The 21,638-nt window shown below is 66.3% G+C and carries 23 protein-coding genes; 12 read left to right on the forward strand and 11 right to left on the reverse strand.

The window, feature by feature from the left end; all coding sequences use genetic code 11:
• Nucleotides 1-21: 21 nt before the first annotated feature.
• The 4 genes from ACZYSP_RS00600 to ACZYSP_RS00615 all read right to left on the reverse strand — a co-directional run bounded on the left by ACZYSP_RS00600 (nucleotide 22) and on the right by ACZYSP_RS00615 (nucleotide 2,291).
• The gene (locus ACZYSP_RS00600; protein ID WP_093074793.1) at nucleotides 22-354 is read right to left on the reverse strand and encodes a hypothetical protein; all 333 of its coding nucleotides are present in this window, start codon (nucleotides 352-354) and stop codon (nucleotides 22-24) included.
• Nucleotides 355-481: 127 nt separating this feature from the next.
• Entirely contained in the window at nucleotides 482-994 is a 513-nt protein-coding gene (locus tag ACZYSP_RS00605; RefSeq protein WP_489012818.1) for a GNAT family N-acetyltransferase, read from the reverse strand.
• Nucleotides 995-1,077: 83 nt separating this feature from the next.
• Entirely contained in the window at nucleotides 1,078-1,632 is a 555-nt protein-coding gene (locus tag ACZYSP_RS00610; RefSeq protein WP_093074787.1) for a hypothetical protein, read from the reverse strand.
• Nucleotides 1,629-2,291 carry a peptidoglycan recognition protein family protein gene (locus tag ACZYSP_RS00615; RefSeq protein ID WP_093074784.1) on the reverse strand — a complete coding sequence of 221 codons (663 nt, stop codon included), beginning with the start codon at nucleotides 2,289-2,291 and terminating at the stop codon, nucleotides 1,629-1,631. Before ACZYSP_RS00615 ends, ACZYSP_RS00610 begins: the two co-directional genes overlap by 4 nt.
• 275 nt (nucleotides 2,292-2,566) lie before the next feature.
• Here ACZYSP_RS00615 and ACZYSP_RS00620 point away from each other — a divergent pair, with 275 nt between their 5' ends.
• Nucleotides 2,567-3,595 carry an aldo/keto reductase gene (locus ACZYSP_RS00620; protein ID WP_093074781.1) on the forward strand — a complete coding sequence of 343 codons (1,029 nt, stop codon included), beginning with the start codon at nucleotides 2,567-2,569 and terminating at the stop codon, nucleotides 3,593-3,595.
• Here ACZYSP_RS00620 and ACZYSP_RS00625 read toward each other — a convergent pair.
• Nucleotides 3,592-4,485, reverse strand: a complete 894-nt coding sequence (locus tag ACZYSP_RS00625; RefSeq protein WP_093054533.1) for a LysR substrate-binding domain-containing protein — start codon at nucleotides 4,483-4,485, stop codon at nucleotides 3,592-3,594. The genes ACZYSP_RS00620 and ACZYSP_RS00625 overlap by 4 nt on opposite strands.
• A 171-nt stretch (nucleotides 4,486-4,656) precedes the next feature.
• On the opposite strand from ACZYSP_RS00625, the gene ACZYSP_RS00630 reads away from it, so the two are divergent.
• The 5 genes from ACZYSP_RS00630 to ACZYSP_RS00650 are packed head-to-tail and all read left to right on the forward strand — an operon-like array spanning nucleotide 4,657 to nucleotide 10,284.
• Complete coding sequence (locus ACZYSP_RS00630) at nucleotides 4,657-5,802, forward strand: branched-chain amino acid ABC transporter substrate-binding protein (protein WP_093074778.1); 1,146 nt, start codon at nucleotides 4,657-4,659, stop codon at nucleotides 5,800-5,802.
• Between the two features lie 6 nt (nucleotides 5,803-5,808).
• Nucleotides 5,809-6,714, forward strand: coding sequence for a delta(1)-pyrroline-2-carboxylate reductase family protein (locus ACZYSP_RS00635; protein WP_093074775.1), 906 nt, complete (start codon nucleotides 5,809-5,811; stop codon nucleotides 6,712-6,714).
• A 28-nt stretch (nucleotides 6,715-6,742) separates the two neighbouring features.
• On the forward strand, nucleotides 6,743-7,915 hold the full coding sequence (locus ACZYSP_RS00640) for an NAD(P)/FAD-dependent oxidoreductase (protein WP_093074772.1): 1,173 nt from the start codon (nucleotides 6,743-6,745) through the stop codon (nucleotides 7,913-7,915).
• 51 nt (nucleotides 7,916-7,966) lie between these two features.
• Nucleotides 7,967-8,977 carry a class I fructose-bisphosphate aldolase gene (locus ACZYSP_RS00645; RefSeq protein ID WP_093074769.1) on the forward strand — a complete coding sequence of 337 codons (1,011 nt, stop codon included), beginning with the start codon at nucleotides 7,967-7,969 and terminating at the stop codon, nucleotides 8,975-8,977.
• Between the two features lie 8 nt (nucleotides 8,978-8,985).
• Nucleotides 8,986-10,284: an acetyl-CoA hydrolase/transferase family protein gene (locus tag ACZYSP_RS00650; RefSeq protein ID WP_093074766.1), complete on the forward strand. Its 1,299-nt coding sequence runs from the start codon at nucleotides 8,986-8,988 to the stop codon at nucleotides 10,282-10,284.
• A 16-nt stretch (nucleotides 10,285-10,300) separates the two neighbouring features.
• Here ACZYSP_RS00650 and msrA read toward each other — a convergent pair whose 3' ends face one another.
• The 4 genes from msrA to ACZYSP_RS00670 form a co-directional block, all read right to left on the reverse strand.
• Entirely contained in the window at nucleotides 10,301-11,002 is a 702-nt protein-coding gene (gene msrA / locus ACZYSP_RS00655) for a peptide-methionine (S)-S-oxide reductase MsrA (RefSeq protein WP_093074763.1), read from the reverse strand.
• Between the two features lie 100 nt (nucleotides 11,003-11,102).
• On the reverse strand, nucleotides 11,103-11,354 hold the full coding sequence (locus ACZYSP_RS00660) for a pentapeptide MXKDX repeat protein (RefSeq protein WP_093074760.1): 252 nt from the start codon (nucleotides 11,352-11,354) through the stop codon (nucleotides 11,103-11,105).
• A 105-nt stretch (nucleotides 11,355-11,459) separates the two neighbouring features.
• Nucleotides 11,460-12,251 carry a molybdopterin-binding protein gene (locus ACZYSP_RS00665; protein WP_093054549.1) on the reverse strand — a complete coding sequence of 264 codons (792 nt, stop codon included), beginning with the start codon at nucleotides 12,249-12,251 and terminating at the stop codon, nucleotides 11,460-11,462.
• Nucleotides 12,251-12,898: a cytochrome b/b6 domain-containing protein gene (locus tag ACZYSP_RS00670; protein WP_093074757.1), complete on the reverse strand. Its 648-nt coding sequence runs from the start codon at nucleotides 12,896-12,898 to the stop codon at nucleotides 12,251-12,253. The genes ACZYSP_RS00665 and ACZYSP_RS00670 overlap by 1 nt, the downstream gene beginning before the upstream one ends.
• 98 nt (nucleotides 12,899-12,996) lie before the next feature.
• On the opposite strand from ACZYSP_RS00670, the gene ACZYSP_RS00675 reads away from it, so the two are divergent.
• The 4 genes from ACZYSP_RS00675 to ACZYSP_RS00690 all read left to right on the forward strand — a co-directional run bounded on the left by ACZYSP_RS00675 (nucleotide 12,997) and on the right by ACZYSP_RS00690 (nucleotide 17,591).
• Nucleotides 12,997-13,722: a response regulator transcription factor gene (locus ACZYSP_RS00675; protein ID WP_093074754.1), complete on the forward strand. Its 726-nt coding sequence runs from the start codon at nucleotides 12,997-12,999 to the stop codon at nucleotides 13,720-13,722.
• The gene (locus tag ACZYSP_RS00680; protein ID WP_093074751.1) at nucleotides 13,719-15,209 is read left to right on the forward strand and encodes a sensor histidine kinase; all 1,491 of its coding nucleotides are present in this window, start codon (nucleotides 13,719-13,721) and stop codon (nucleotides 15,207-15,209) included. Before ACZYSP_RS00675 ends, ACZYSP_RS00680 begins: the two co-directional genes overlap by 4 nt.
• A gap of 77 nt (nucleotides 15,210-15,286) precedes the next feature.
• Entirely contained in the window at nucleotides 15,287-16,210 is a 924-nt protein-coding gene (locus tag ACZYSP_RS00685; protein WP_093074748.1) for a crotonase/enoyl-CoA hydratase family protein, read from the forward strand.
• A 166-nt stretch (nucleotides 16,211-16,376) separates the two neighbouring features.
• The gene (locus ACZYSP_RS00690; RefSeq protein WP_371258780.1) at nucleotides 16,377-17,591 is read left to right on the forward strand and encodes a glycerophosphodiester phosphodiesterase; all 1,215 of its coding nucleotides are present in this window, start codon (nucleotides 16,377-16,379) and stop codon (nucleotides 17,589-17,591) included.
• Nucleotides 17,592-17,618: 27 nt separating this feature from the next.
• Here the strand turns inward: ACZYSP_RS00690 and ACZYSP_RS00695 are convergent, their stop codons facing one another.
• Complete coding sequence (locus ACZYSP_RS00695) at nucleotides 17,619-18,518, reverse strand: transglutaminase family protein (protein ID WP_256216665.1); 900 nt, start codon at nucleotides 18,516-18,518, stop codon at nucleotides 17,619-17,621.
• A gap of 128 nt (nucleotides 18,519-18,646) precedes the next feature.
• Between ACZYSP_RS00695 and ACZYSP_RS00700 the strand changes: the two genes are divergently transcribed.
• Nucleotides 18,647-18,982 (forward strand): antibiotic biosynthesis monooxygenase family protein, encoded by a 336-nt coding sequence (locus ACZYSP_RS00700; RefSeq protein WP_093074743.1) that lies wholly within the window; start codon nucleotides 18,647-18,649, stop codon nucleotides 18,980-18,982.
• Nucleotides 18,983-18,985: 3 nt separating this feature from the next.
• Nucleotides 18,986-19,789, forward strand: a complete 804-nt coding sequence (locus ACZYSP_RS00705) for a sulfite exporter TauE/SafE family protein (RefSeq protein WP_093074740.1) — start codon at nucleotides 18,986-18,988, stop codon at nucleotides 19,787-19,789.
• A gap of 3 nt (nucleotides 19,790-19,792) precedes the next feature.
• On the opposite strand, the gene mnmC is transcribed toward ACZYSP_RS00705, so the two are convergent.
• The gene (gene mnmC, locus ACZYSP_RS00710; RefSeq protein WP_093074737.1) at nucleotides 19,793-21,634 is read right to left on the reverse strand and encodes a bifunctional tRNA (5-methylaminomethyl-2-thiouridine)(34)-methyltransferase MnmC2/FAD-dependent 5-carboxymethylaminomethyl-2-thiouridine(34) oxidoreductase MnmC1; all 1,842 of its coding nucleotides are present in this window, start codon (nucleotides 21,632-21,634) and stop codon (nucleotides 19,793-19,795) included.
• Nucleotides 21,635-21,638: the final 4 nt, after the last annotated feature.

Here is a 21,638-nt window from a genome sequence, read left to right on the forward strand (position 1 = left end):
TGGTGTGTGTTGGTCAGTGCATCAGCGTGCGGCCGGAACCACGACAACGGTTCCGCTGCCGGTGCCAGTGCTGCCGGTGTTGCCTCTGGCGCCCGTTGCGCCGGTATTGCCCGTGTTGCCGGTATTTCCCTGATTGCCGGTTTCCCCTGTGGCGCCGGTGTTGCCAGTACTACCGGTGTCGCCTGTGGCGCCCGTGTTCCCTGTGTTGCCGGTATTTCCCCTAGCGCCCGTGGCGCCTGTGTAGCCGGTGCTTCCGGTGTTGCCCGTGTTGCCTTGGGGACCCATGGGGCCGGTGCAGGCAGATGCAGCAAGCAGGGCGAGCAACAGGATGGGCGGGAGTAGATATTTCTTCATGGAGGTTCCTTCTGGTGTTGGAGTGCGCGCAGCTCGAATAGAGGCTACGCCGGCCACAATGACTGCCCGCGCGTATTGCGTCTGTTCGGCACCGCGCATAGGTGCGAACCGCCCGGCAGCCCAGCCGTCAAAATCCCCGGCGCACAAGGGAGTCGCGATGAACGGACTGTTGTCGTTCGGTGCGCGCCTGGCCTGCATCCTTTTGCATGAACACGCTCAGCGGATCGTCGGGGTAGCTCCCAAACCGATCGCGCCGCGCGTAGCCCGCCCGCGCATAGAACGACAACGCCTCGGGTTGGCTCACGCCGGTCTCCAGCCTGAAGACCGCGCAGCCACGCGCCGTTGCTTCGCTTTCAAGAAAGCCGAGCACCTTCGCCGCGACGCCTTGCCCCCGGTTCTCCGGCCGCACGTACATGCGTTTTAGTTCGCCGAAGCCGGGCTCCATCACGATGGCGCCGCAGCCCACGGCCGTGCCTTCGCCGTCGCGGGCGACCGCGAACAGCACGTTCGGTGCAGACAGTGCCGCGATGTCGATGCCGTAGTGGCACTCGGGCGGATATAGAGGCTTCTGGTAGGCGTCGAGGTCGTCGATGAGCTGGACGACGTCGGGCTGGGCGGGGCTTTCGAGGGAGATTCGCATCGGGCGATGGTATCGAGCCGGCAGGGCTGTGCATCGAGGGGCCGGGCGAAGAAAACCCGCCGAAGCGGGTTGGGTGAGGGCAGTCAGCGGCTGACGCGCAGGGCTTTCAGCCGGCGCTCGGCTTCGCCGGGAGGAATCTTTCCCTCCGCCTCGAGCTTCCTGAGCCGTCGCTCATCTGCTCGATTCAGCGCATCTTTCAGCAGCGCCATCTTGCGGTTCCGGCAAGGGCTGCATTCGTAGAAGCTCGTCGGACTGCTCATGCGGTTCATCCTTGCGTCGTACTCGAGAGCAAGAGTTCGTCCGTTGGGCTCGATACCCATGATGAGGATTTTTCCGTTCTTGAACGTGACGTTGGCACCTCCTTCGCAGCCCGTGGTATCAGTTTTTTCAGGGTTGTAGGCACTACGCGAAATCCGGCGCATATGCCGCAGGGCAAAAAGAACGTCCTCTTCCGTCAAAACGACATCATCGCAATCGAGAAAATCCTTGTTCTCCCATACCGTGCTGCCCGAAGGTTCTGTGATCTCAACCTTCTGTACATGGCTGATGGGATACCGCCTGTCCGACGCTTGTGCCGGAAACATCGCAGCCGCAATCAAAAATGCCACTGGAATCAAGAGAGCGATGTTTCTTTTCATGGCGTTGGCACCTGCATTTTCCAATTTGCCCCCTGGGCCTCTGTCGGGTTCTTGCGGCTGACCAGAGGATGACGAAAAACTTCCTCGCTATCGATTCGGATCGACTCCCGAAGCACGCTGACAAGCCACGAGAGCGACTGATTCTGTGCTGCAGTTGGCTCGTCATAGATTCCACGCCTGCCGCGCAACTCATCAAGAGTCAGCTCTGCTTCCTTTCCGACAGCTCTAAATCCCGCAGGCAATCTGGCCCTTCCGACGATCTCGATCCCGATTGCCTCCATGTTCCCTGGATAACGTTCGCCCGGTGGTTTTCGCATTTCGATCTGGTGCATTCCCTCTACTCCCACCTTCGCAAAATCGCGTGGTTCGCATCTTGCCGTCGCCAGACACCTCGCCTTCAACGGCCCCACATGATTCGTCCTCTGATAGATCGCCGCCGTCTGGTAGATCGTCCCATCCTTGTCGATGAGAAAGTGCGCCCCGTTCGCCTTGGGATTCCTGTAGCTGTTCAATGAAGACGCCGAGGTATCGGCGTCCGTTTGATGCACCACGATGCCGGTGATGGCCCCGGCGCGTCTCCCTCGTTCGATCTGCGGACTGCGCGCATGTCGCACGCGCGCGTGGCTGATCATTCCGTGTTCGTCGATTTCGACAAGCATGGGTTTTCCTCCCTGAAGAATTTGTTGGTTATCGACTCTCTGCAGAAGCCAGGCCTTGCGCATCGGATGAGCGCGAGGCCACGACCTCGCGGCACATGCTAAAGGCTTAAAAAGTGAACTGGTTGATGACTTCGTCAACCACTTGTGGCCCGCTGCGCAAAGCCCATTCGTCCGCAGGGTTGAACGCGCCAACCAACAATGGCCGCGCGGCAGGCTGACCGGTCTGCCGGCCACCTTTCTTCATCCCGAATCCGCAAACACCAAGGAGTACCACTTTGGAATACCGTCATCTAGGCAAATCAGGCCTCAAGGTCCCCGTGTTGAGTTTTGGCACCGGCACCTTCGGCGGCAAGGGCGAGTTCTTCAGCGCGTGGGGCAGCACCGACGTGGCCGAGGCGCGCAAGCTCATCGACATCTGCCTCGAGGCAGGCGTCAACATGTTCGACAGCGCCGACATCTATTCGGCTGGTGCAGCCGAGTCGGTGCTCGGCGAGGCGATCAAGGGCCGCCCGCGCGACGGGCTGCTGATCTCGACCAAGGCCACCTTCCGCAGCGGCGAGGGGCCGAACGACGTGGGCTCGTCGCGCCATCACCTCGTGCAGGCCGTCAATGGCGCGCTCAAGCGACTGGGCACCGACTACATCGACCTGTTCCAGCTGCACGGCTTCGATGCGAGCACGCCTGTGGAAGAGACGCTTGGCACGCTCGACGATCTCGTGCGCGCGGGCAAGCTGCGCTACATCGGTGTGTCGAATTTCTCGGGTTGGCACCTGATGAAGTCGCTGGCCGTTTCAGAGCGCTACGGCTTGGCGCGCTACGTCGCCAATCAGGCCTACTACTCGCTGGTCGGCCGCGACTACGAATGGGAGCTGATGCCGCTGGCGCAAGACCAGGGCGTGGGCGCGGTGGTGTGGAGCCCGCTGGGCTGGGGCCGGCTCACGGGCAAGATCCGCCGTGGCCAGCCGCTGCCTGCCAATAGCCGCCTGCACGTCACTGCCGACATGGGCCCGCCGGTGCCCGACGAACTGCTGTACCGCGTGGTCGATGCGCTGGAAAAGGTCGGCGCCGAAGTCGGCAAGACGGTGCCGCAGGTCGCGCTGAACTGGCTGCTGCAGCGCCCGACAGTGTCGAGCGTGGTGGTCGGTGCGCGCGACGAGGCACAGCTGCGGCAGAACCTCGGCGCGGTGGGCTGGAACCTCACGCCCGCGCAGGTTGCCGAGCTCGATGCGGCCAGCACGACGACGCGGGCCTATCCCTACTGGCATCAGCAGGGCTTTCTCGAACGCAACCCCAATCCGGTCTAGGCCGGCGTCAGCCCGAGCACCCACCGCTTGAAGTGCTCCAGCGCCCCGGAGGCCGGCCGGCCTTCGGGGTACGCGAAGTAGTAGCCCTGGCGCACGTCGAGGTGGCGGTCCACCGGAATCACGAGTTCGCCTGCGCGCAACTCGTGTTCGATCAGGATGCGCGGCGCCAGGCCCACGCCCATGCCTGCCGCAGTGGCCGCGACGACCATGGTGAACAGTTCATAGCGCGGCCCGCGCGATGCGTGCACCGTGTACTCCCAGCCCTGCTGCGCATACCAGTCGCGCCAGGCATGGGCGCGTGTGCTCAGGTGCACGTGGCGGCATTGCTCGAAGCCGGCTTCGTCCCACGGCCCGTGCGCATCGCGGAACGCGGGGCTGCAGATAGGCACCATCTCGCCCTCGGCAAAGATCAGCCCGCCGCGGGTGTTCGGCCAGAACTGGTCGCCGAAGTAGATGGCCGCGTCGTACGCGTTCTCCTGAAAAGAGAAGGGCTGCGAGCGCGCCGACAGGTTCACCGTGATGTTCGGATGCAGCAGGCTGAACTCCGGCAGCCGCGGTATCAGCCACTGCGTGGCAAAGGTAGGCACCACCGCCAGTTCCAGCACGAAGCCCATCTCGTGGCCGGCGCTGATCTCCAGCGTGTCGCGGCGGATCTGGTCGAGGTGGCGCCTGATGCGCGCCGCGTATTCGCGGCCCACGTCGGTCAGCGTGAGCCGGCGCCGCACGCGCGAGAACAGCGGCACGCCGAGCCGCTGTTCGAGCATGGCCACCTGCCGGCCGACGGCGCTTTGCGTCAGCGCCAGTTCGGTTGCAGCGCGGGTGAAGCTGCCCAGCCGCGCCGAGGCCTCGAAGGCCTGCAGCGCGCCGAGGTTGGGAATGTCTTTTCTCATCGATTGCCAGCGGTTGTCTCAGTCGTTCAGCCAAAGCACCGGTCGTGCCCGGGGGGGGGCGGTGTCCTTCCCTGCGTGCACAACGTTGTGCGTTTTTAGCGTTTGTTCGGCTTGCGCCCACGACTCTATTCTGCGTGCCGACCCCATGCCAACGATACGAGGAGACTTCCGATGATTGTTTTGCGCACCCGTTGCACTGCCCTGGGCATTGCACTGGTTTCCGTTCTGGGCCTGCCCGTCGCCGCGTTCGCGCAGGCCGAGCAGACCGTCACCATCGGCCACGCCGGCCCGCTCACCGGGGGCGCCGCCCACTGGGGCAAGGACAACGACAACGGCGCGCGGCTCGCGGTCGAAGACCTGAACAGGCAGGGCCTTGTCATCGGCGGCAAGAAGATCAAGTTCGTGCTGCAGTCCGAAGACGACCAGGCCGATCCCAAGCAGGCCATGGTGGTCGCCAACAAACTGGCCGACATGGGCGTGAAGGGCATGCTGGGCCACTTCAACTCGGGCGCAGCCATTCCGGCCTCGGCCGTCTACAGCCGCGCGGGCCTGCCCGACGTGTCCACCGCCACCAACCCGACCTTCACGAAGCAGGGCTACAGCAACGTCTTCCGCATCCTGGCCAGCGACGACGACGTGGGCACGGCCATCGCCAACTACACGGTGAAAGACCTGAAGGCGAAGAACATCGCCGTGATCGACGACCGCACTGCCTACGGCCAGGGCGCCGCCGAGGTGTTCACACGCGGCGTGAAGGCGCTGGGCGGCAACGTGGTGGCGCAGGAGTACGGCAGCGACAAGGCCACCGACTTCATGGCCATCCTCACCACCATCAAGAGCAAGCAGCCTGACGTGGTGTTCTACGGCGGCATGGACGCGCAGGGCGGGCTCATCGCACGGCAGATGAAGCAGCTCGGCATCACGGCCAAGCTGCTCGGCACCGACGGACTGTGCACCGACGAGGTCGCCAAGATCAGCAGCGGCGCGGTCGACGGGCTGCTCTACTGCACGCGCGGCGGCAAGGAACTCGAAAAGACATCGAAGGGCGCCGATTTCGAGCAGCGCTACAAGGCCCGCTATGGCGTCGACGTGCTGACCTACGCGCCGTACCTCTACGACGCCATGATGGCGCTGGCCGCCGGCATGCGCGCGGCCAACTCGGTCGAGCCCGAGGCCTACCTGCCGGCAATGCGCAAGGTGAAGTTCGACGGCGTCACCGGCACCATCAGCTTCGATGCCAAGGGCAACCTGCAGAAGCCGGATTTCACCGTCTTCACCTACAAGGACGGCAAACGCGTGCGCGTGGCCGGCTCCTGAGGCTGCATGCGGACACTGAACGCCGAGAAAACCGCCGCAGCCTTGCCCTGGGGCGCGCTGGTCGAGGCGCTGCTGCAGATGTTCGAGCGCGAACGTCTCGGCGAGGCGCATGCGTCGCCACGCACCTCGGTGCCGCTCGCGGCCGGCGGTGTCATGCTGCTGATGCCGGCGGCCGACCAGCACTTCGCCGCGCTGAAGACGGTGACCGTGCACGCCGGCAATGCGGAACAGGGCCTGCCGGTGGTGCAGGGCGACGTGACGCTGATGGATGCCGCCACCGGCACGCGGCTGCTCGCGATGGATGGCAATGTGCTGACGGCGCGACGCACGGCGGCGTTGTCGCTGGCGGGCGCCATGAGGGCAGGGCGTGGCGGCGCCGAGCGCATGCTGCTGATTGGCGCGGGTGTGCAGGCTCGCGCGCACGCCGAAGCCTTTGCCGAGGTGTGGGGCGTGCGGCATCTGAAGATCCATGCGCGAACGCAGGCCCATGCGGAAGCACTGGCGCAGCACATGCGCTCGCGCGGCGTCGACGCCAGTGCAATCGCTGACCCGACCGCCGCCGCGGAAGAAGCCGACGTGATCGTCGCCGCGACCAACTCGCAAGAACCGGTCGTCCCGTCGCGGGTGCGGCCGGATGCCATCGTGATCGCCGTCGGCGCCTATCGTGCTGACATGGCCGAGGTGCCGCCCGAACTGGTGCGGCGCTGCGCCGTGTTTGTGGATACGCTGGAGGGCGCGCGCAGCGAGGCGGGCGACCTGATCCGGGCGGGTGTCGATTGGTCCACCGTTCAGGCTTTCAGCAGCGCACAGCCGGTACAACAAGGTCGCCTGGTACTCGTCAAGACCGTAGGCCACGCGCTGTGGGACCTGGCGGCGGCGCGGCTGGCGTATGTGAATCAACAACAGCAGTGATGACGAGCAGCAAGAAGAAGGGCATTTCATGCGTCGTGTGGTGATCATCGGCGGCGGAGCCATCGGCTCCGCCATCGCCTACTTCCTGACCCGCAGCCCCGAAGAGGAGCCCTTCGAGGTCACGGTGGTCGAGCGCGATTTCTCGTACAAGCAGGCGTCGTCGGCACTGTCGGCCAGCTCGATCCGCCAGCAGTTCTCTACCGCCATCAACATCGAGATGTCGCTGTACGGCATCGACTTTTTCCGCAATCTCGGCGAGACGCTGCGCGTGGGCGACGACGTGCCCGACATCGGCCTGGTCGAGCCCGGCTACCTGTACCTCGCTTCGCCGGCCGGTGTCGATGTGCTGCGCGAGAACCACGCGATGCAGAAGGCGCACGCGGTGGACGTTGCGCTGATGACGCCCGACGAGCTGAAGGCGCGCTTTCCGTGGATCTCGATCGAAGGGGTTGCGCTTGCCTCGCTGGGCCTCTCGGGCGAGGGCTGGTACGACGGTTACAGCCTGCTGCAGGCCTTTCGCAAGAAGGCCGCCTCGCAGGGTGTGCGCTATGTGCAGGCGCATGTGACGGGTTTGCGCCGCAACGGGCGCACCGCGACCGGTGTGCAGCTCGACAGCGGCCAGACGTTGGAGGCAGATGTGGTCGTCAACGCCGCGGGCGCATGGGCTGCGAAGGTGGCGCAGTGGGCCGGCATCGATCTGCCCGTGCGCGGCCGCCGCCGCAGCGTGTTCAGCTTCTCGTGCCCCGACACGCTGCCCGGATGCCCGCTGGTGATCGACACCTCCGGCATCTGGCTGCGCCCCGAGGGCCGCCAGTTCATCTGCGGCTTCGCGCCGCCCGAAGACCAGGACCACGACGATGCGCCGCTCGAGGTCGAGTACGAAGCCTTCGACAGCTTCATCTGGCCATCACTGGCCGAACGCGTGCCGGCCTTCGAAGCCATCCGCATGACAGGCGCATGGGCGGGCTACTACGAGATGAACGTGTTCGACCACAACGCCATCCTCGGCCTGCACCCGGACTGCGACAACCTCTACTTCGCCAATGGCTTCTCGGGCCACGGCCTGCAGCAGTGCCCGGCGGCTGGGCGCGGAGTGGCGGAGCTGATCCGCTTCGGGGAATACCGCAGCCTCGACCTTTCGCCGGTGTCTTTCGCGCGCATTCTGGAGAACAGGCCGCTGCTGGAGAAGAACGTGATCTAGGCGGGGCCAAGGGGAGGGCGTACGATCTTCGCCAGAGAGGTGCACCTACCCATGACCGCACAGACACTGATCGATACCGCCCGCGCGCTCGTCGCAGGCGACAAGGGCTTGCTCGCGATGGACGAGAGCAACGCCACCTGCAACAAGCGCTTCGCCACGCTGGGCATTCCGCAGACCGAGGCGGCGCGGCGCGACTGGCGCGAGCTGATCGTCACCGCGCCGGGGCTGGGCGACAGCATCAGCGGCGCCATCTTGTTCGACGAGACCATCCGCCAGAAGACCAACGCGGGTCAGCCCTTTGCCAAGGCGCTTGAGGGCGCGGGCATCATCCCCGGCATCAAGGTCGACACGGGTGCGAAGCCGCTGGCCGGACATCCCGGCGAGACCGTCACCGAAGGGCTTGACGGTCTGCGCGAGCGCCTTGCCGAATACGCCGGCATGGGCGCGCGCTTTGCCAAGTGGCGCGGCGTGATCGCCATCGGCGACGGCCTGCCGACGCGCGCCTGCGTTCGCGTCAATGCCCACGCGTTGGCTCGCTACGCCGCGCTGTGCCAGGAAGCCGGCCTGGTGCCCATCGTCGAGCCTGAGGTGTTGATGGACGGTGGCCACTCGCTCGCGCGCTGCGCCGAAGTTACCGAAGAAGTGCTGCACAAGACTTTCGCCGAACTGCGCGCACAGGGCGTGCTGCTCGAAGGCATGCTGCTGAAGCCGAACATGGTGTTGCCGGGGCAGAAGACGGCCGTTCAGGATTCTGTCGAGGCGGTCGCGGAGGCCACGGTCAACTGCCTGCTGCGCACCGTGCCTGCAGCAGTGCCCGGTGTGGCGTTTCTCTCGGGCGGCCAGTCGGCGCAGCTGGCTTCCGCACGGCTGAACGAAATGAACATCCGGTTCAAGTCGCGCATGCCGTGGGCGCTGGCCTTCTCGTTCTCCCGCGCGGTGCAGCAGCCCGCGCTCGATGCATGGAAGGGCGATGCCGCCAACGTGTCTGTTGCCCAACAAGCGCTGGTGCTCCGCACCCGGGCCAATCAGGCCGCGCGTCGCGGCGACTACAAAGAGGCATAGAGCCACGCATGACGACCCCTCAGGACCTGTACCGCCAGAAGCTGGCATCTCCCGCCGACGCCGTGCGCCAGGTGCGCAACGGCGACATGATCATCGTGCCGACAGGAGTCGGCGAGCCGCCCACGCTGCTCACGGCACTGTCGGAGCATCGCCGCGATTTCCGCGACGTGAAGGTCGCGCAGATTCTTGCGATGCGCAAGTACGCCTACATCGACCCCGAGACAGTCGAGCACGTGCGCCACGTCGCGTTGTTCTTCGGTGGGGCCTCCCGCGCGGGCGGGCAGGAGGGCTGGATCGACTTTCTGCCGAACTACTTCTCGGAGATTCCCGCGCAGATCGAGCGCGGGCAGATGCCGGCCGACGTGGTCTTCAGCATGGCCTCGCCCATGGATGCGCATGGCTACTTTGCCCTGAGCCTGGGCGCCGACTACACGATGGCCGCGGTTGCCAGGGCGCGTGCCGTGGTGCTCGAGGTGAACCCGAACGTGCCCTTTGCCTGTGGCGCCTGCCATGTGCACATTTCGCAGGTGACCGCGCTCGTGGAAAACGAGGCGCCGGTCATGGAAGTCGGCCTGCCGAAGATCGGGGTGGTGCAGGAAGCCATCGGCAAATACGTGGCCGACCTGATCGACGACGGCTCGACGCTGCAGATCGGCTACGGCGGCATTCCCGACGCGGTGGTGATGCAGCTAACGCACAAGCACGACCTGGGCATCCACACCGAGATGATCGGCGACGGCATTCTCACGCTGGTGGAGAGCGGGGCCGTGACCAATCGGCGCAAGAACTACCTGCCGGGCAAGTCGATCGCCACCTTCGCGCTGGGGTCGAGCAAGCTCTACCGCTTCATGGACCGCAACCCGGCGCTGGAGATGCACCCGGTGAACTTCACCAACGACCCAGCGCTGGCGGGGCTCAACGACAACCTCATCGCAATCAACGCGACGATGCAGATCGACCTGCTGGGCCAGTGCGGCTCTGAGAGCCTGGGCCACGCGCCGTACTCGGGCACGGGCGGGCAGTCGGACTTCGTGCGTGCCGCCAATCGTTCGCGCGGCGGCAAGGCTTTCATCGTGCTGCCTTCCACGGCCAAGGGCGACACCATCTCGCGCATCGTGCCCTCGCTGTCGCCGGGCACGCATGTGAGCACGAGCAAGAACGACATCAACTACGTGGTCACCGAATACGGAGTGGCCCAGTTGCGAGGCAAGTCGGCGAAGCAGCGGGCGCGCGAACTCATCGGCATCGCGCATCCGGCCTTCCGGGCGGAGCTGACCGAGCAGGCCAGGCGGCTGAAGCTGCTGTAGGCCTGCGGGTTGGCTATCAGCCGGCCTTGGCCGCCTTCACCAGCGAAGGCGTTGCCTTGTAGCTCTCCGGGAACAGCTTCTTCAGGTCGTCGATCTTCGGCATGTCGTTGATCGCGATGTAGGGCTGGCTCGGGTGCAGCGTCAGGTAGTCCTGGTGATAGTCCTCGGCCGCATAGAAGGGCTTGGACATCTCGACCGTGGTGGCCAACTGCTTGCCGAAGGTCTTGGCCTGGTTCAGCTGTGCGATGTAGGCGGTGGCGATGCGCGCCTGCTCGGCGTTCTCGGCGAACACGGTGGAGCGGTATTGCGTGCCGGTGTCCGGGCCCTGGCGGTTGAGTTCGGTCGGGTCGTGCGCCACCGAGAAGTAGATCTGCAGCAGCTTGCCGTAGCTGACCTGCTGCGGGTCGTAGGTGATGCGCACCGATTCGGCATGGCCCGTGCGGCCCGAGCCGACTTCGTCGTAGCGCGCCGTCTTGGCGTCGCCGCCGGCGTAGCCCGATACGGCATTGCTCACGCCCTTGACGCGCTGGAACACGCCCTGAACGCCCCAGAAGCAGCCGCCGGCGAACACGGCGGTTTCGGTCTTTGCGGCCGGCGGTGCCACGAGGTCTGTCGTGGGCGCGGGCACGCGGCGGGCGGTTTCGGCGAACGAAGGCACTGCGTGCCAGACCAGCGCGGCGGCAGCCAGTGTGCCGGCGGTGAGTGCGAGGGATTTCATGGGGGCTCCTTGAGGGCGAGTTTCGGTGGCTGGGAAGCTGGTTGACGCGACATTGACGCCGAATCTGCCGGGCGTCAATGGCGTTTGCGGGGTGCTCTGCTTACTTCTTCATCTCGTCCTTGCTCATGCTGTCCTTCTTCATGGCGTCCTTGGACATCGAGTCTTTGGCCATCGAGTCCTTCTTCATGGCGTCTTTCGACATGGAGTCCTTCGCCATCGAGTCTTTCTTCATGCCGTCCTTGGACATCGAGTCCCTGGCCATGCCGTCTTTCGCCATTTCGTCCGCGGCGAAAGCCGAGGCGCCGGCGAAGGCCATGCAGGTTGCGAGCAGGGTTGCGGTGAGCTTGTTCATTGGAGTCTTCCTGGGTTGAGTTTGGATTTCGTTTCAAAGATCGGCCTGGTTACAGTGAACTGGGCCTTGCGCTTTCTTCGGCAGTCGAGCGGCTGTGTCGGCCCCTCAGCTCCCTCCGAACCAGTTGTAGCCCTGGTCTTCCCAGTAGCCACCTGTGTAGGTGTTGGTGACGAACATCGCCTTGATGTGCTTCGGGTTCTTGTAGCCAAGCTTGGTCGGCATGCGCAGCTTCATCGGAAAGCCGTACTTGGGCGGCAGCGGCTGGCCGTCGTAGGTCAGCGTCAGCAGCGTCTGCGGATGCAGCGCGGTGGGCATGTCGATGCTGGTGTAGTAGTCGTCCGCGCACTTGAAGCCGACGTACCTGGCAGTCAGGTCGGCGCCGATGTGGCGCAGGAAGTCGGCAAAACGCACGCCGCCCCATTTGCCGATGGCGCTCCAGCCTTCCACGCAGATGTGGCGCGTGATCTGGTCGTGCTGCGGCATGGCACGCAACTCGGCCAGCGTCCAGGCATGTTTGTCGGCGACCATGCCGGTCACTTCGAGCTTGTAGCTGGCTTCGTCTACTTCGCGCACCTCGTCTTCTCCGTAGTAGGCGTTGAACGGGAAGGGGCGCGTGATCTCGGCTTCGGTGTAGGTTGGGGCAAGCTGCGTCGGGCTGAAGATCAGGCCCTGCACCTTGTCGTTGAAGCGCGAGATCTTCGTGAGCGCCGCTTCCACCTGCGCGTTGTCGCTGATGCTGCAGCCCGTGAGAAGCGAGAGGCCGCCGAGCGTGAGCGAGCGTTGCAGGAAGGCGCGGCGCGAAGGCTGGTCGAGCTTCTTCGCAATCAGCGTGCGGGCTTCATGCAGCACGGCGTCGCCGTCGATGCCGCTCAGGGTGGGGGCTTTGAAGATTTTCATCAGGCTTTTGGCGCACGGCCGCGGATCATGGTGAGGAGGGTGCGGGGCACCAGGGCCACCATCACCAGATGCACGACGACGAAGGCGACGATGGCCGCCATCGCAAAGAAGTGGATGCGGCGCGCAAACTCGTAGCCGCCCAGCAGGTCGCGAAGCACGGCGAACTGCACCGACTTCCACAGCACCAGGCCCGACAGCACGATCACGATCAGGTCGAGCATCACGAACAGGTAGGCCAGCTTCTGCACGCTGTTGTAGTGGCGCGGGTCGGCGTGCGAGAGCTTGCCTTTCAGCGCGGCCAGCGCGTCGTGCCAGATGCCGGACGGCGTCACCGGAAAGAACTTGCGGGCAAGCCGGCCACTGGCGATGTTCATGGCCAGGTACACGAAGCCGTTGAACACCAGCAGCCACATGGCCGCAAAGTGCCACTGCAGCGCACCGCCGAGCCAGCCGCCGAGCGTGATGACGGTCGGAATGGTGAAGGGGAAGAACGGCGCCGCGTCATAGATGCGCCAGCCGCTCGTCACCAGGATCACCACTGCCAGTGCGTTGAGCCAGTGCGTGATGCGCATCCACAGCGGGTGGATGGGGCGACGATCGACCTCGGGGGCCGGCTCGGCGAGTGGGGCGATGGCTGTGCTGTTCATGGGGCGGATTGTTGGGCGCACCCCATGGCCGATTCATCACGCAAAGTTCAATTAATCGTGATAACTCCGCAAGCCGTATCGCAGGACAATGGCGCCCCATGGACACCTCCAAGCGCGTGCTGATCGTCGAAGACGACGCCCACATTGCCGAACTCCTGCGCATGCATCTGCGCGACGAAGGCTATGCGGTCGAGCACGCCGCCGACGGCCACGCCGGCCTGCGCGAGCTGGAGCGCGGCAACTGGGACGCGCTGGTGCTCGACCTGATGCTGCCCGGCATCGACGGCCTCGAAATCTGCCGCCGCGCCCGCGCCATGACGCGCTATACGCCGATCATCATCATCAGTGCCCGCTCGAGCGAGGTGCACCGCATCCTCGGGCTGGAGCTGGGCGCCGACGATTACCTGGCCAAGCCCTTCTCGGTGCTGGAACTGGTGGCGCGCGTGAAGGCGCTGCTGCGGCGCACCGACGCACTGGCGCGCAATGCGCGCATGGAGTCGGGCAGCCTCACGCTCGGCAATCTCGACATCGAGCCGCTGGCGCGCGAGGTGCGCGTGGACGGCAAGCTCATCGAGCTCACGCCGCGCGAGTTCGACCTGCTTTACTTCTTCGCGCGCAACCCCGGCAAGGTGTTCTCGCGGCTCGACCTGCTCAACCAGGTCTGGGGCTACCAGCACGACGGCTACGAGCACACCGTCAACACGCACATCAACCGGCTGCGCACCAAGGTCGAGGCCGATCCTGCGGAGCCCCGGCGCATCCTCACGGTATGGGGGCGGGGCTACAAGCTGTCGGCCACCGCGACCGGGGAGGACTCTGCATGATGGCGTGGGCCACGCTGTCGCGGCGGCTGTCGGCCGTGTTCGCGGTGCTGCTGCTGGTGTGCTGCGGGGCCTCGGCGTGGCTGCAGATGCGCTCCAACGGCATCCACGAACAGGAGGTCATCCAGCGCCTGTCGCTCGGGCTCGCGGCGCACATCGCCGAGAACTCCGAGCTCATGAAGCCTGGCGGACTCAACCAGGAGGCGGTGAAGGATCTTTTCGACAAGCTCATGGCCGTCAACCCGAGCGTGGAGGTCTACCTGCTGGGGCTGGACGGCCGCATCAAGGCGCAGGCCGCACCGCTTGGGCACCTGAAGCGCGACAAGGTCGAGCTGGGGCCGATCCGCAAGCTGCTGTCGGGTGCGCCGCTGCCCATCGGCGGCGACGATCCGCGAAGTCTTGCCGCGTCCAAGGTGTTCAGCGCCGCGCCGCTGCGCATGGACGGGCGCGACGTGGGATACGTCTACGTGGTGCTGCAGGGCGAAGACCACGACGCGCTGGTCGCCAATGCGGCGACCGACAACGTGCTGCGCACCACGCTGTGGTCGATGGGGCTGGTGGCGCTGCTCGGGCTGCTCGCGGGCCTTGCGGCTTTTCGCCTCATCACGCGGCCGCTGCGCGAGCTGACCTCGGCCGTCAAGCGCTTCGAGACAGAAGGCATCGCTTCGCTCGAAAGCGAGGCTCCCACGCTGGAGCGCCTCTCCCACGGCAGCGACGAAATCGCGCAACTGGGCCAGGCCTTCACGCAGATGACGCGCCGCATCGCCGAGCAATGGCGCGAGCTGACCCTGCAAGACCAGCAGCGCCGCGAGCTGTTCGCCAACATCTCGCACGACCTGCGCACGCCGCTCACCTCGCTGCACGGGTATCTCGAAACGCTGCTGCTCAAGGCCGGCTCGCTCAGCGAGGAAGAGCGCCGGCGCTATCTGGAGATTGCGCTTGGCCAGAGCCGCAAGGTCGGCCGCCTCGCGCAGGAAGTGTTCGAACTGGCACGCCTCGAATACGGCGTGGTCAAGCCCGAGAAGGAAAACTTCGCACTCGCCGATCTGGTGCAGGACGTGTTCCAGAAGTTCGAGCTGGCTGCCGAGGCGAGGCATCAACGCCTCAAGCCCGACATCGCGCCGGGCCTGCCGGTGGTGTCGGCCGACCTCGGCATGATCGAGCGCGTGCTGACCAACCTGCTCGACAACGCCATCCGCCACACGCCCGAGGGCGGTGAAATCGTGGTGCAGCTGCGTGCCGAGAACGCAGGCGTGACGGTTCAGGTGAGCGACACGGGCCCCGGCATTCCGGGCGAACTGCAGCCGGCCCTGTTCATGCGCCCCGTGTTCATGAGCGGATCGCGCACCGACAGCGCGAGCAGCGGCGGGCTGGGCCTGGTAATCGTGAAGCGCATTCTTCAGCTGCACGGCAGCGACATACGGCTGGTGCAGCAGCCGGACAAGGGCGCGGTGTTCCGCTTTCAGCTGGGTGGTGCGGCAAGCGCCTGAAAGGCTTGCAGGTTTGCCTGCGCGTGGGTGACGATGCTGCAAGAGCAGCACAACCCTCACGCAAGGAGACAAGCCAGATGCCAGCCTTCGAAACCGTCCTGATCGACAAGGACCCGCAACACCCGCGCATCGCGCGCCTCTTGCTCAACCGGCCCGAGAAGCTCAACGCCATCGGCGAGACCACGCCTTCGGAGATTCGACGCGCGGTCGAATGGGCCGAAGCCGATGACGAAGTGCATGTGATCGTGGTCGAAGGCGCAGGCCGCGCCTTCTGTGCCGGCTACGACCTCGGCGACTATGCCGAAGGCCATGGTCGCGAGGGGGAGGGCGACCACCCCTGCCGGCAAGAGAAAACGCCGTGGGACCCGATGCTCGACTACGCCGCCATGAAGCGCAACACCGACGACTTCATGGCCCTGTGGCGCAGCCGCAAACCCACCATCGCCAAGGTGCACGGCTATGCGGTTGCGGGCGGCAGCGATATCGCGCTGTGCTGCGACCTGCTGACCATGGCCGACGATGCGCGCATCGGCTACATGCCCACGCGCGTGTGGGGCTGCCCGACCACCGCGATGTGGACCTATCGCCTCGGTGCCATGCGCGCCAAGCAGCTCATGTTCACGGGCGACACCATTGCCGGCACGCAGGCGGCCGATTGGGGTCTCGCCAATTTCTCGGTGCCCGCTGATCAGCTCGACGACGCCACGCTGAAGCTCGCACTGCGCATCGCGGGCGTGCCGCGTTCGCATCTGATGATGCACAAGCTGGTCGTCAACCAGGTCTGGCATTCGATGGGACTGGAGCAGAGCCAGATGTTCGCGACCGTCTTCGACGGCATCACGCGCCACAACCCCGAAGGCATGTGGTTCCGCCGCCAGGCCGAGGCCGAAGGCTTCATGAGCGCGGTGCAGTGGCGCGACAGCGGCCGGCCGATTCCCGAGGGCGACGAAGCCCGCGCACGCATTGCCGAGCTCGAAGCGAAGCTGGCAGCGCGCGGCTGATCCGGCATGGGCAGGCGCCGGTGCGCGCCGATGGCCCTTTGTCGCGTGGTGCATGTCACGCGACCGACACCTCCCCCTTCGATGATCCGGCGCGCCTGCCGCCAACCTACTTGGCAGCCAAAGGCAGGCGTATTTACATCGATAGAAACAAATAGGGGGAATTTCAATGCAGTTGTTAACTTTTTCCAGGACCACTCTGGCGGCTTGTGCCTGCGCGTTCATGGCGGCATGCGGTGGTGGCAGTGGCGGCGGCATGCCCGCGCTGCCCGATACGCCGGCGTCACCGCCGGCGGCGCCTCCTGCGCCGGCCCCGGCTCCAGCGCCAGTGGAGGCGGCACCCGTGCTCGTCATCGGTCATCGCGGCGCTTCGGCGCAGCGGCCTGAACACACGCTGGCCTCGTACCAGCAGGCCATCGACGACGGAGCCGACTTCATCGAACCCGACCTAGTGCCCACCAAGGACGGCGAACTGGTCGCCCGCCACGAGAACGCCATTGCCATCGTCGACGCAGCCGGCACCGTGATCGAGGCCACCACCAACGTGGCCGACGTGCCGAAGTTCGCTGGCCGCAAGGCCACCAAGGTCATCGATGGCATCTCGATCACAGGCTGGTTCACCGAGGACTTCACGCTGGCCGAACTCAAGGAGCTGAAGGCCCGCGAGCGCATTCCGAAGCTGCGCCCGGCCAACGTGTCGTACAACGACCAGTTCCAGGTGCCCACGCTCGACGAAGTGATCCAGCTCGCCAAGGCCCAGTCTGTGGCCAAGGGCCGCGTGATCGGCATCTACCCCGAGACCAAGCACCCGACCTACTTCCGCTCGATAGGCCTGCCGCTCGAGAAGAGGCTGCTCGACACGCTGCAGAAGCACGACCTGAACAAGGCTGATGCGCCGGTGTTCGTGCAGTCTTTCGAGACCGGCAACCTGAAGGACATCCGCCTGAAGAGCACGGTGAAGATAGTCCAGCTCATCGACGGGCAGGGGGCGCCTTACGACCTCGTGGCCCTGAGCGACAAGCGCACGTATGCCGATCTTGTGAAGCCCGAGGGCCTGGCCGAGATCGCAGCTTATGCGCAGGGCGTCGGCACGGCCAAGGCACGCGTGATCCCGGTGGTCGACGGCAAGCTCGGCACGCCGACCACGCTCGTGAAGGACGCGCACGACAAGAAGCTGCTGGTCCACGTCTGGACGATCCGCCCCGAGAACAACTTCCTGCCGGACAGCCTCAAGAGAGCGCCGAAGGCCGACCCGATCATGCAAGGCGACACCGCCGGGGAAATCAAGGCGTTCCTCGACGCCGGCATCGACGGCCTCTTCGCCGACAGCCCCGTCACGGCGGTGCCGGTAGTCAAGGCGTATCGGGCGGCGCGGTCGAGGTAGGAGCGCGCAAGAGGCGGTGGTTGGCGCTCAGTCCTTGCGGCGGGTGACGACCACCGTCGCTTCGAGTCCCTCGTAGGCCTCGGCGTCGCCGTACCAACTGCCCGAGATCGGCGCTGCCTGCGCCGGGTCGCGCGTGACGCCGACACGGATCAGCTGGCCGCTGCCCATCAGGTTGTTGGTCGGATCGAAGGCCAGCCAGCCGATGCCCGGCAGATAGGCCTGCAGCCAGGCGTGCGTGGTGCCGGCGCCGGTCATCGATTCGCCCTTGGTCTGGGCGGCGTTGTCGAGCGCGGCGTCGTAGAGATAGCCGGAGACGAAGCGGGTGGCAATGCCCAGGCGTCGCGCGGCTTCCATCATCAGCAGGGCGTAGTCGCGGCAGCTGCCGCTGCCGAGCGCCAGCGTGACGAGCGGCGTTTGCGTGCCTTCCTCGTCGCGCGCCTTGTACTCGAGGCTCTGGCCGATGTGCGCGTTCATGCGCGTGAGCACCTCACGCGTGCTGTTGGGCTTGTCGGTATGCAGGAACTGGTGGGCCCAGCGGATCAACGTGCCCTGGTTGTCGTCGTCGTGGTGCGGGCGCAGGTAGTGCTCGAGGTCGAGGCGCTCCTGCACCGAATAGGCGAAAGGCAGGAATTCGGCGGCGGGGTCGAGCGCCAACTGGTCTTGCTGCGCCGGCACGTGCTCGATGGTGAAAGAGCACACGATGCGCAGCTCGGTCGCCTCGCCCATGGGCTGCACCAGCGCCACGGAGTTGGAATGCGGGTCTTGAATGAGCCGGGTGAAGGCCTGCGGGCTCACCTGCAGGTCGGTGGCCAGCACGCGCAGGTCGTGGCTGTCGCGCGGACGGAACATCACGCGATGCAAGCCGAAGGTGACCGGCTTGTTGTAGCGATAGACGGTGGTGTGCTTGATGTCGTACTGGATGGCCATGCGGTGCATTCTCAGCGTTCGCGCGGCAAAACGGTGGATTGGCGTGAGCACATGCCGCAGAATCGGCGCCCGTCCGGGCTCTGCCCGGGTCCATTCGGGTTCATTCACCCAGGAGATTCCGGCTCGCCATGTACTCCGCCACCTTCATCTTCGCCAAGAAGCAGTTCGACGATGAGTTCCACCGTCTCGACCAGACCATCGCCGCGGCCGCGAAGTCGCTGCCCGGCTACCTGGGCGAGGAAACATGGGAGAACACGGGCAACGGGCTGGTGTTGAACGTCTACTACTGGGACTCGCTCGACAGCCTGCAGGCGTTGATCCGCCACCCCGTGCACCAGCAGGCCAAGGCGGCGCAGGCGAACTGGCTCGACGGGTACAAGGTGGTGATCTCCGAGGTGCTGCGCACCTATGGGGACAGCCGTATCGATCACCTGCTGGCGCCTTCGGGGCAGGGCGCCGCTTAGCCCATGCCCGAATCGTTCGGTCTCGTTCAAGTGCTGGGCGGGCTGGCGATCGGCATCTTTTCGGGTGCGATGGCCGGGCTGCTCGGTGTGAGCCCCGGCGGGGCGCTGGTGCCCGCGCTGGCGTTGATGCCCGGGCTGGGGCAGCATGATGCGCAGGCCATTTCGCTCGCAGCGCAGCTGGTGCCGACCAGCCTGGCGGGGTTTCTGCGCTACCGGGTGTCGGGGCATGGGGCCGCGTGGCGCACGGTGGTCTGGATCTCGCTCGGGTTTCTGGCTGGGGCTTATGCGGGCGCGCGTGGAGCGAGCCATGTCGCCGATGCGGCGCTGCGTTGGATGTTCGTGGGGTATCTGCTGGTGCTGGCGACGCTGGTCGTGCTGAAGTCGCCTGCGAAGACCGCGGGCGTCGATGCGGCGCAGGCCGAAGAGCCGCGCGGGGCAGTCGTCGCGCTGGTGGTCGTTGGCATGGTCGCGGGTGCATCGTCGGGGTTGCTGGGCATCGGCGGCGGGCTGGCCATCACGGCGCTGCTGACGGTGGCGCTGCATTACTCGCAGCACCGGGCGCAAGCGGTGAGCCTGGCGATCAACGCGCTGCCGCTGGCGTTGCCGGCAGTGCTTGTCTACGCCAGCGTCGCCAGCGGGCTGCCCTGGGTGCTGCTGGGCTTTGTCGTGCTGGGGCTGTGGATCGGCACGGCGGCCGGGGCGCGGCTGGCGACCCGGCTGGAAGAGCGGGCGCTGCGCAACTACTTCTTCGTGCTGGTGATCTGCATGGCGCTGCTGATGGCCTGGCGGGCATCGGGCGCGGGCTGATATTCAGAGCCGCTGCGTGCTGAGTGCCTTGGCCAGCGTGGCGGGCAGGGGCAGCGGCTCGGCGTGCCACTGCGCTGCCAGCAGTTCTGCGCACAGCGCGGCAAAGCTCAGCCCGCGCGAGCCCAGCGCGGTGCAGGCCCAGAGGCCGCCTGCATCGGCGTCGAGCGGGCCGACCAGCGGGCGCCGGTCGCCCGAGGCGCAGCGGATGCCGACCCAGGCATTGACCTGGCCGTGCGCGAACGAAGGGGCCAGCGCGGAGGCCGCGGCAGGGTGCAGCCGCGCAAGGCGCTCGCGGTTGGCTTCGCTGTCCGCGTCGGTGGGGGCGAGGTCCGTGCTGTCGCGGTCGAAGGTCGCGCCGGCCAGCCAGATTGGGGTGCCCTCGGCGTCGGGCACGTGAGCGACCAGATGGCCGTCGCCGTTGAGGGGCGTGGCGGGCAGTTCGAGGCCGTCGGCCATGTGGCCCCAGGCGACTTGGCCGCGCACCGGCTGAAGAGGGAGCCTGGGGGCGAATCGGTCTGATTCGAAGCCTGCGGCTATTACCACGCGGTCGACGTCGATCAGCAACTGGCCGGCCGGGTCGAACAGTTGCCAGCCGCTCGCGTGCCGCTCCAGGCGCTCCACCTTGCACCCACCACGAAACTCGACTCCCGGCTGCCGCAGCCACGCGGCGATCAGCCGGTGCGGCCGCACCCAGGCGGCGCGTGCGTGCCAGAGGGCGGGCGCATCGCTCGGCAGTCTGACAGCCGCCAATTGCCCGGCGCTCGCGGGCCACGATTCGTTGGGGCCGCCATCGCTCCAGCCAGCCGGCACGCGCGTGTCGCCATCGGGCCGGCGCTCCAGCACGCCGCTGGCGCGCCAGTCGCGGCCTTCTTCCAGCAATCGTGTCAGTTCGGCCCACGTGGCGCGGATGCCGGCTCGCGTGAGCCGCGACAGCAGCGCATCATCGGGCGACACATGTGGCGCGAGCATGCCCACCGGCAGCCCCGACGCGCCAGAGGCGGGCCAGTCGGCAGCATCCAGCACGGTGACCTGCCATCCGCGCCGCGCAAGGCTCGCCGCCACGGCCGCGCCCGCAAGCCCGGCGCCGATGACGGCGCAGCGGCCCGGCGTGTCGATGCGCTCGGTCACGGGGCCGCGGCGGCGCACTGTCCAGGCGGGCGCGAACACGCCGCGCAGGCAATCGCGCTTGGGTGGCAGGCCCTGGTCTCTTTCGACCGAGAACCCGAACTGCTTGAGCGCGTCGCGCACCGTCCGCGCGATCGTCCAGGTGGCGATGCGCGTGCCTTGCCGCGCAAAGCGCGACACGGCCTTGAGCGTGTCTTCCGACCACATCGCAGGGTTCTGCTGCGGGCTGAAGCCATCGAGAAAGATGCTGTCGGCATCGAAGCGCTGGGCGCGCAACATTGGCTGCACGTCGCCGATGCAGAGGGTGAGCAGCACGCGGCCTTCGTCGAAGGCCAGCCGGTGGAAGCCCGGCAGCAGCCCGTGCCACTGCGCGGCCAGTTCGCGGGCGAGGGAGGCCAGTTCGGGATACGCCCCGGCCGCGCGCAGCAGGTCTTCAGCCGAAACCGGATGCGCCTCGATAGAGACGAAGTGCAGCATCCGTGGCCGCCCGGCGTCCGCGCGCCAGGCCTGCCAGGTTGTCAGGAAATTGAGGCCCAGGCCAAAACCGGTTTCGAGAATCAGCCATTGCGACTGTCCGATCCAGGCCTCGGGCAGCCCGCAGCCACCCAGAAACACATGGCGCGACTGCGCCAGTGCTCCGGTTTCGGTGTGATAGATGTCGTCGAAGCGCTCGCTGCGGGGGACGCCGTCGGCGCGCCAGGCGACGGGCTCGGCGGCCAAGACG

Source organism: Variovorax sp. F042 (assembly GCF_057814215.1).

Excerpts from the sequence above, each read along its gene's own strand:
- ACZYSP_RS00665 (WP_093054549.1), bottom strand. The coding sequence starts at position 12,251 with ATGAAAATCTTCAAAGCCCCCACCCTGAGCGGCATCGACGGCGACGCC.
- ACZYSP_RS00685 (WP_093074748.1), top strand. The coding sequence starts at position 15,287 with ATGCCAGCCTTCGAAACCGTCCTGATCGACAAGGACCCGCAACACCCG.
- ACZYSP_RS00690 (WP_371258780.1), top strand. The coding sequence starts at position 16,377 with ATGCAGTTGTTAACTTTTTCCAGGACCACTCTGGCGGCTTGTGCCTGC.
- ACZYSP_RS00600 (WP_093074793.1), bottom strand. The coding sequence starts at position 354 with ATGAAGAAATATCTACTCCCGCCCATCCTGTTGCTCGCCCTGCTTGCT.
- ACZYSP_RS00635 (WP_093074775.1), top strand. The coding sequence starts at position 5,809 with ATGCGGACACTGAACGCCGAGAAAACCGCCGCAGCCTTGCCCTGGGGC.
- ACZYSP_RS00625 (WP_093054533.1), bottom strand. The coding sequence starts at position 4,485 with ATGAGAAAAGACATTCCCAACCTCGGCGCGCTGCAGGCCTTCGAGGCC.
- ACZYSP_RS00675 (WP_093074754.1), top strand. The coding sequence starts at position 12,997 with ATGGACACCTCCAAGCGCGTGCTGATCGTCGAAGACGACGCCCACATT.
- ACZYSP_RS00650 (WP_093074766.1), top strand. The coding sequence starts at position 8,986 with ATGACGACCCCTCAGGACCTGTACCGCCAGAAGCTGGCATCTCCCGCC.
- ACZYSP_RS00705 (WP_093074740.1), top strand. The coding sequence starts at position 18,986 with ATGCCCGAATCGTTCGGTCTCGTTCAAGTGCTGGGCGGGCTGGCGATC.
- ACZYSP_RS00645 (WP_093074769.1), top strand. The coding sequence starts at position 7,967 with ATGACCGCACAGACACTGATCGATACCGCCCGCGCGCTCGTCGCAGGC.
- ACZYSP_RS00615 (WP_093074784.1), bottom strand. The coding sequence starts at position 2,291 with ATGCTTGTCGAAATCGACGAACACGGAATGATCAGCCACGCGCGCGTG.
- msrA (WP_093074763.1), bottom strand. The coding sequence starts at position 11,002 with ATGAAATCCCTCGCACTCACCGCCGGCACACTGGCTGCCGCCGCGCTG.
- ACZYSP_RS00700 (WP_093074743.1), top strand. The coding sequence starts at position 18,647 with ATGTACTCCGCCACCTTCATCTTCGCCAAGAAGCAGTTCGACGATGAG.
- ACZYSP_RS00660 (WP_093074760.1), bottom strand. The coding sequence starts at position 11,354 with ATGAACAAGCTCACCGCAACCCTGCTCGCAACCTGCATGGCCTTCGCC.
- ACZYSP_RS00695 (WP_256216665.1), bottom strand. The coding sequence starts at position 18,518 with ATGGCCATCCAGTACGACATCAAGCACACCACCGTCTATCGCTACAAC.
- ACZYSP_RS00640 (WP_093074772.1), top strand. The coding sequence starts at position 6,743 with ATGCGTCGTGTGGTGATCATCGGCGGCGGAGCCATCGGCTCCGCCATC.
- ACZYSP_RS00680 (WP_093074751.1), top strand. The coding sequence starts at position 13,719 with ATGATGGCGTGGGCCACGCTGTCGCGGCGGCTGTCGGCCGTGTTCGCG.
- ACZYSP_RS00605 (WP_489012818.1), bottom strand. The coding sequence starts at position 994 with ATGCGAATCTCCCTCGAAAGCCCCGCCCAGCCCGACGTCGTCCAGCTC.
- ACZYSP_RS00670 (WP_093074757.1), bottom strand. The coding sequence starts at position 12,898 with ATGAACAGCACAGCCATCGCCCCACTCGCCGAGCCGGCCCCCGAGGTC.
- ACZYSP_RS00630 (WP_093074778.1), top strand. The coding sequence starts at position 4,657 with ATGATTGTTTTGCGCACCCGTTGCACTGCCCTGGGCATTGCACTGGTT.
- ACZYSP_RS00610 (WP_093074787.1), bottom strand. The coding sequence starts at position 1,632 with ATGAAAAGAAACATCGCTCTCTTGATTCCAGTGGCATTTTTGATTGCG.